The sequence below is a fragment of the Limimaricola litoreus genome (assembly GCF_024159025.1).
Taxonomy (GTDB): Bacteria; Pseudomonadota; Alphaproteobacteria; order Rhodobacterales; family Rhodobacteraceae; genus Limimaricola; species Limimaricola litoreus.
In genome coordinates this window covers 43,167-50,535 of the sequence record NZ_JAMYXC010000018.1, presented here as the reverse complement: position 1 = coordinate 50,535, position 7,369 = coordinate 43,167, and the positions used below count along the sequence as shown (strand labels likewise).

At 61.8% G+C, this 7,369-nt stretch carries 4 protein-coding genes and 3 pseudogenes; 3 read left to right on the top strand and 4 right to left on the bottom strand.

Annotated elements, in window-relative coordinates; genetic code table 11:
* The 3 genes from NHG85_RS01240 to NHG85_RS01230 form a co-directional block, all read left to right on the top strand.
* The coding region (locus NHG85_RS01240; protein WP_253329035.1) for a hypothetical protein at positions 1-293 on the top strand (293 nt) is incomplete at its 5' end.
* 531 nt (positions 294-824) lie between these two features.
* Positions 825-3,182, top strand: a complete 2,358-nt coding sequence (locus NHG85_RS01235; protein WP_253329033.1) for a multicopper oxidase family protein — start codon at positions 825-827, stop codon at positions 3,180-3,182.
* Positions 3,179-4,177 carry an SCO family protein gene (locus NHG85_RS01230; protein ID WP_253329031.1) on the top strand — a complete coding sequence of 333 codons (999 nt, stop codon included), beginning with the start codon at positions 3,179-3,181 and terminating at the stop codon, positions 4,175-4,177. Before NHG85_RS01235 ends, NHG85_RS01230 begins: the two co-directional genes overlap by 4 nt.
* A gap of 104 nt (positions 4,178-4,281) precedes the next feature.
* On the opposite strand, the pseudogene NHG85_RS19940 reads toward NHG85_RS01230, so the two are convergent.
* From NHG85_RS19940 to istA, 4 genes and pseudogenes are all read right to left on the bottom strand, one after another.
* Positions 4,282-4,850, bottom strand: a pseudogene (locus NHG85_RS19940) (IS30 family transposase); the annotation flags it as partial.
* Positions 4,851-5,023: 173 nt separating this feature from the next.
* Positions 5,024-5,204 (bottom strand): annotated as a pseudogene (locus tag NHG85_RS19935) (IS30 family transposase); the annotation flags it as partial.
* A gap of 54 nt (positions 5,205-5,258) precedes the next feature.
* Positions 5,259-6,056, bottom strand: a complete 798-nt coding sequence (istB, locus tag NHG85_RS01220) for an IS21-like element helper ATPase IstB (RefSeq protein WP_253329027.1) — start codon at positions 6,054-6,056, stop codon at positions 5,259-5,261.
* Positions 6,056-7,368, bottom strand: a pseudogene (gene istA / locus NHG85_RS01215) (IS21 family transposase). The gene istB and the pseudogene istA overlap by 1 nt, the downstream one beginning before the upstream one ends.
* Between the last annotated feature and the right edge of the window lies 1 nt (position 7,369).

Genomic DNA, 7,369 nt, shown 5'->3' with positions numbered 1-7,369 from the left:
GAACCTTGCGATACAAGTCCACGGTGAAAATCCTCCCGCCCTCCCTGCCTCCAGAAAGGGTAAAGGTGGACGACTTTCATGCCGCCCGCAGCAGGCTCATCCTGCCGCTACCGTGGCCGACTTTCTCACCGCCGTTCTCACAGATGAACGCCTCTCCTATATACGGCCACGGCGACCGCGACCGGCAGAATGACGGTAGGTTGCAGAGACCACGCCGTCCAGAGAGCATGCGGCGCCAGAGGTGTCCCATCGGTATGGGCTTGAAGTGGAGACGCGGCGGCGATGAAGATTAGAGACAGGCACGTCCTCCATCCGCCATCAAATGTAAGGAGCTCCGAGCCTCTGATCGACGCTGTTGTATATAGCACGATTCTTTTAACCCCTACTTCCTGCATCTTTGCTAGTTCCTGACCCGCTCATGACCGCAACACGCCGAGGCGTGCTAGGCTTTTCGAGACCGCCCCCGCCGTTGCCTGTCCGTCGTCAGATGATTTGGGACACGTTGCCGTCAATGGCTCCTACTGTCGAACCGTCTCGTCTCAGGGCGGGTGAGGTGGAAGGCTTTGGCATGCCGGAGCTAACCGTCAGGACCCGCTCAGTGAATCCCCCTCACCAAGATTTGCAACAACGTCGCGTGAGATTCGCTCCGATCATGAAAAATCGGCAAATCGTCAAGCCCCATTAACACATGTATTGGGGGAAAAGTCCCTATTTCTGTTTAAGACGTTCAGTTGATGGACAGATCCCGCCGCGTTAACCAATAATGGGGAGAGGCAATATTCGAACGGCGTTGCGCATTTTGCGGAGTGCCAACGGAGGGATTTATGTATCTCAAGCCACACGCCTCGCGCCGTCGTCACAAAGAAGCGCAACATGCTCGCAACAATCGTGCCGAAATCGTCAAGGCTCTTACGCAGGGCCATGTAAGCCGACGCGAGTTGTTCAAGTGGGGAATTTTCACGAGCCTCGGCACCTTGGCGAACATCAACGGCCTCAGCCCGTTCGCAACAAGCGCCTATGCCTCGGTGCCGACCGGCGTGCCGCGCAGCCCGACTTTCGGCGCCATGCCCTTCACCTATCGGATGCCGCGCCTGCGGCTGGAGGAGCCGCACAAGCTCACGGAGAAGCCGAACGGCTACGAACTCGATCTGGCCTTTCCCGGCTATCTGGACGAGCCGGAGGCAAGACGGCTTTCCTACCACACCCAGTTCACCGAATCCGGGGGCGACGACTACCGCAATCCGCGGTTCTCGGGTGGCCCGATGGAGGGGCGGCCGCCGGGCGAGTATTTCGCCCATCAGAGATGGCGGGAATACCTCCCGCAAAAGGCGTTCATCATGACGCTGGGCCGGCTGCAGAACGGCTATTCCTTCCACCCCAATTTTCCAGATCAGGACCGCGACAGCGTCTGGACCTTCAATACCGGTCGCGAAGAGGAATCCGTGCTTCCACCGCCGCTGCTGAAAGTGCGTTACGGTGAGCCGGTCATATTCCGTCATTACAACGCCTTGCCCGAGGATCGCCGCAAGAACAATGGCTTCGGCTCGATCAGCATGGCCACGCATAACCATAACGCTCATAACGCATCGGCCAGCGACGGGGCCTCCAATGCCCATTTCTACCCCGGGCAGTTCTACGATTATCACTGGTCGACGACCTTGGCGCGCGCCGACATGATCAACACCGATGCCAGCGATCCGCGTGCCTCCGGGCCCGACGGATACGGCGGTCTGACCTATGTGAAGGGGGATCACCGCGAGCTGCAAAGCTCGCTATGGTTCCACGACCATCGCTTCTTCTTCACCGCCGAGAACGTCTACAAGGGCCATCTCGGCGCGCTGAATTACTATAGCGGCCCCGATCGCGGCAACGAAACCCTCAATGACGGGGTCAATCACAGGCTGCCGAGTGGGACCGAACTCGACTGGGGCAATATCGACTTCGACGTCAATCTGATGATTTCGGACGCGGCGCTGGACGAGGACGGACAGTATTTCTTCGACATCTTCGAAACCATAGGTTTCCTCGGCGACCTGCTGCTGGTCAATTTCGCCTACAAGCCTTTCTTCGAAGTGTTGCCGCGCAAATACCGCTTCCGATTGCTCAATGCCTGCATGTCGCGCTTCATCCGGCCCGGGCTGATCAACGACAGGAACCGCTGGGTGCCGATGAAGGTGATCGCCACCGACGGCAACCTGATGGTCAACCCGGTCTCGGTGAACCTGCTCGATCCGATGGGCTCGGCCGAGCGCTTTGACGTGGTGGTCGATTTCAGCGAGTTCCCGGTCGGGAGCAGGATCCGGATGCTCAACGTCGCGGAGCACGAGGAAGGCGGCAAGCCGAAGGAGTACCTGTCGCGGCGGGACGCGATCGATCAGGACACCGACGACCCCGGCGTGGGCACTTTCCTCGAATTCCGCGTGGTGGGCGAAGTCGATTCGGTCGATAGTCCCGGCAAGAAGCATTACGCTTCCGATCCCGATTACAGCCGGGTTCCGTCGCAGCTTACCGAACAGATCCCGATCGTCGATCCGGTCCGCGTCCGACATCTCGAATTTAAGGGTACGGATAGAGAGGAAGGTTTGGAAACGGGTGAGTGCTTCCCCGACTGCGACGATCGGAACATCGAGGGCTTCGGCTGGACGATCCGGGTCAACGGCGAGTCGAACCATTTTCTCAATGCCAACCGAGTCAGCATGCTTGTCCCGGAGCCGGGCGTGACCGAGCACTGGATCATCGAGAACAGCAGCGGTGGTTGGGATCATCCGGTTCACCTTCATTTCGAGGAAGGCGTTACCATCGACCGCGACGGACGCCGGCTCTCACGTCTCGAGCGCGGCGCACGCAAGGATGTCTGGCGCACCGGAGCAGGTGGCCAGGTCCGGGTCCAGGTCACCTTCGGGGAATATGGCGGGGCCTACGTAACGCATTGTCACAACACGGTCCACGAGGACTGGGCCATGCTGGCACGCTATGACGTCTTGACCGATCCCAATGATCCGAACCAGTCGTCACAGCATGTTAGCGTGATCCCGACGCCCGATCCCTCGAAATACGGCGTGACCTACCGGGACCCCGAAATCCTGCCCGAGGGCAACCCGTTCTCGAAGGAGTATACCGGAAACCCGATGGTCGGTGATGATGATGATGATGATGACGACAAGCCGCGGAGACGGGGATGATACGTCGGCGTTCACTCTTCGGCGCGATCGCTCTCGCGACCACGCTCGCCGCCACCTCGGCCCTACCCGGACGCTGGGGTCTGGATTACTTTCCGAATACATCGCTACTGGATCAGGAGGGCCAGGAGCTCCGCTTCGTAGATGACTTGCTCGATGGAAGGATCGCGGTGGTCAATTTCTTCTACCTCGACTGCCCCGATATCTGCGGCCTCGCCACCGCGCGGATGGCCAAGGTGTATGAATGGCTCGGCGAGCGCGTGGGCGAGGAAATCGTCATCATCTCGATCTCCCTCACCCCCGAGCGCGACACGCCCGAGAAACTGGCCGCCTATGCCGAGGCCTTTGGTGCCGGCGAGGGCTGGTATTTCCTCACCGGCGAGCCGGAGGAGGTCGAGGAGTTGCGCTACAAGCTCGGCGAACGCAGCACGCGGCTGAGCGACCACCGCAGCGACATGCTGATCGGCAATGTCACGACCGGCGAATGGCGCCGCACCTCGCTGATGGGAAATCTAGCGGCCGCGACCGCCGACATCCTCGCGCTCGACCCGGACTGGGAACCGCCAAGGACTCCCGCAAAGGTTCTCGACGGCGCCACGCTCGATAGCTTTGCCGAAAAGAGCCGGGTCGGAGAAGGCCTGTTCAGCAAGGGCTGCGCCGCCTGCCATTCGATCGGTGCCGGGGTGCGCGTCGGCCCTGATCTCGAAGGCGTAACGCTCAGGCGAGATCACGATTGGCTCATGCGCTACATCAGGACGCCGGACCGGATGCTGGCTGAGGGTGATCCCATCGCGGTTAAGCTCGACCAAGAGTATCCCACGGTTCGCATGCCACGTTTCGGTCTCGGTGAAAAGGATGCGGCGGACCTTATCTCTTACCTGCACGCAGAAACCCTGCGCCTCGAAGAGCTCCCAAAGGAGGGGAGCGCTTCCGACCAAGCGCACAACATGGATGGGAAAGACACTCACGGCAATGATGCAGCCGGTCACGCACATTGAGCCCACAGAGATCGAGCGCCTGACCTTGGTCCCGAGCAGACCGTGGTCCACGTAGGACGCTCCCGATCAACCGCTGTGGATTCAATGCTGGTTGCGACACGGGTTCAGGACCGGTCGAGCTGACGGAGTTCTTCGGCGAAGGCCTCGGCCGGTGTCCGGTAGCCGAGGCAGCGCCTTGGTGTGGCGTTCAGCTGGGCGCTGATCTCCGCCATCGCGTGGTCTGACAGTGCGGCGATAGCCGTATCACGGGGCAGGTAGCGGCGGGCGCGCTTGTCTAGGTTCTCGACCGAGCCTTTCGGCCAAGGCGCCTGCGGGTCGCAAACCACGCCTCGGTGCCCATTCCCGTTCTCAGATCACGCCAGCGGTTAAACTCGAACCCCCGGTCGAAGGTGATCGAGCGCCGGTACAATCGAGCGCCGTGCGGACAAGGGCAAGGGCGACAACAGGATGATCAGGCGGTTCATCAGCTGCTTCGAGCTGCGGTCGTTGTTGCGGAACAGGACGGCATAGCAGGTCTTGCGCTCAACAAGAGAGGCAACATTGACCTTGCCCAACTCCTTGCGAAGATCATCAAATCACCCTCCCAGTCGCCGAACCCGCTGCGGTCGTTGACGTGATCCGGCCGGTTCTGGATCGCGCGTTCCAATGGGAAGACGAGGCTTCGGGGCCGACGGGTGTCAACGCCGACTGAAGTTTCCCCAGAAGTGCCGAAGTAAAACTCCCCAGTTTCCGGGTGGGGTGATCAGCCGTGCAGTTGATCGATCCTCCCGTCTTTCGGGGGACGCCCTCGGCGTTTTGGCTGCGGAGGCGGCGCTCGGGCAGGTGACGCGCCAAGTTCTGGCTCTAACCGTCCTGCGAATAGACGAAGGCGTAGATCGTCTCATTGCAGATGGTGCTGCGATGGCCTTCGAAGCGCAGCCGCCCCGCGATCTGTTTGGGCGACCAGCCGGCCCTTCAGACGGTCGATGACGGCCTCGCGCAGCGCCGTCATCCGGATCAGCTTGCGACGTCTGTGACGTCGCTCGGCTGTCCAGCGACATTCGGAACTGGCCCGGGAGCGACATGAGGAACTGGCCCACTCTCATGTCGATACGGTTGTGGTTTCGTGCGCCGCAGCGGGTTTTTGCAAAAGCCCGCTGCGGCGCTTTTCGCGAAGGCGGTAGCTATCGCCCCGAATGGTGATGACGTGGCTGTGGTGGAGCAAACGGTCGAGGATCGCAGTTGCAACCACCGCGTCGCCGAAGACGCTGCCCCATTCACCGACGGCGCGGTTCGAGGTGACCAGCATGGCACCCCGCCCATAGCGTCGGCTCACCAGTTGGAAGAACAGATGCGCGGCATCGGGGTCGAGGGGCAGATAGCCGAGTTCATCAACGATCAGCAGCTTCGGCTTGGTATAGTGCGTCAGCCGCTCTTCGAGGCGTCCATCGGCCTGCGCCTTGGCCAGGTTCGCCACCAGCTCCATGGCTCCAGTGAAGAGCACGGTGTATCCCGCGACGATCGCCTCACGGCCAAGAGCGACGGCAAGATGGCTTTTCCCAACCCCCGGGGGGCCGAGCAGCAGGAGCGCGTCGCCGTTGGCAATGAAGCGTCCGGTAGCGAGGTCGCGGATCTGGCCGCGATCGAGCGAGGGCTGGGCGGTGAAATCGAAGCCGCCAAGATCGCGCACGAAAGGAAACTTCGCCAATCCGAAGCTCATGTCGATGCGCCGCTGGTCCTTGCGGGCGATCTCGCGCTGACAAAGAAATGCCAAGGCATCGCGCAGCGTCATTTCCCCCCGCACAGCTTCGTCGAGCAGCGAGTCGAGTTGATCACGGATTGCGGTCAGCTTCAGCCGCGTCAGCATCCGGTCCAACTCCTCTGTCGTCACCACAGCCATTACCATGCCCCTCCGGCGACAGCCTCGTATTCGGCGAGAGGCCGCAGCAGCGTCGACTCCGAGATCAAGTCCTCCGCAGTCGCAGCAACCGGTTCAGACCTCCGGATCACCCGACCGGCGGCGCCTGCAACTCCCGCGAAGTGGGCATGATCAATAATACGGCCGCGCCGACCGCCACTGCGTCGGTGGCAAGCCATCTCCACACCGACATGAGTGACGCGCACCGTCTCGCCGGTGACCAGCACGCGCACTCGCTCGCCGATCAGCCGCCATGGGACCGAGTAGCTGTTGGTATCGAATTCCACCGCACAGTCAGACCCGACGCGTCGGCTCAAGTCCCGCATCGCCAGGAACGGTCCGCATTGGGGAAGTGGCTTCAGTTTGCCAGCTTCATCACGCGCAAAGCGCAGCATCGGCGCCTCGCCGGTGGTACCATGGAGCCGTTGATCGGCAACTTCGCGGGTCCATTGCTCCAGATGCGCCTCCAAAGCCTCAAAGCTGTCGAAGGCGCGTCCGGCGATCGCATTGCTCTTCACGTAGCCAACACCCCGCTCGTCCTTGCCCTTTGTGCGCGGCCGGTAGGGCGCACAGGCCTTCACCTGAAAGCCCCAATGCCGGGCGAAGGCGTGGAGCCTGGGGTTCACCACGATCTCCCGGCTGGCGACGTCATGGCTCAGGATCAGTGCGCGGGCATTGTCGAGCAACACCTCCTCGGGCACCCCGCCGAACGCTGCGAAGGCGCTTTCCATCCCCTCGAACCAGTGCTCTTGGCGCTCGCCCGCAAAGGCCCGCACGTGGATACGGCGGGAATAGCCAAGCGTGGCTACGAAGAACGAGACCAGCTGCGGCAGGCCATCAATCTTCACACGCCGCTGGCCAAAGTCGATCTGAAGTTGCTGGCCCGGCTGCGTCTCGAAACGCACCGTCGCCCGAGCCTCCGCACGCAGCTCTGACGCAGATGCGCCACCGCGCGCTCAACCGTGCGCAGGCTCACCTTGATGCCCTTCTCAGCCCAGAGTTCCTGACGGACCACATCGGCATTGCCGGCATGGCGGCGGAACCGTTCCTCAACCCACGCCTCCAAGGCGTCCAGCGCTTTCGGGCGCGAAGGGGATGATGGCTTGTGCCATGCTCCCTCCTTCAACCAGCGCCGCGCCGTCGTTCGAGAACATCCAAGCTCCGTGGCAATCCGACGGGCTCCCCAGCCGAGCGACTTCAAGCGCAGCATCGCCGACACATCGCCCGGCTCTTTCATGACGTCCCTCCGCAGACCCTCGATCCGCAGGAGCTTCTCAGTCGCTGGAATGCTCATC

What these genes read in the sequence shown, in the direction of transcription:
- NHG85_RS01235 (WP_253329033.1), top strand. Translation starts at nt 825, where the DNA reads ATGTATCTCAAGCCACACGCCTCGCGCCGTCGTCACAAAGAAGCGCAA.
- NHG85_RS01230 (WP_253329031.1), top strand. Translation starts at nt 3,179, where the DNA reads ATGATACGTCGGCGTTCACTCTTCGGCGCGATCGCTCTCGCGACCACG.
- istB (WP_253329027.1), bottom strand. Translation starts at nt 6,056, where the DNA reads ATGGCTGTGGTGACGACAGAGGAGTTGGACCGGATGCTGACGCGGCTG.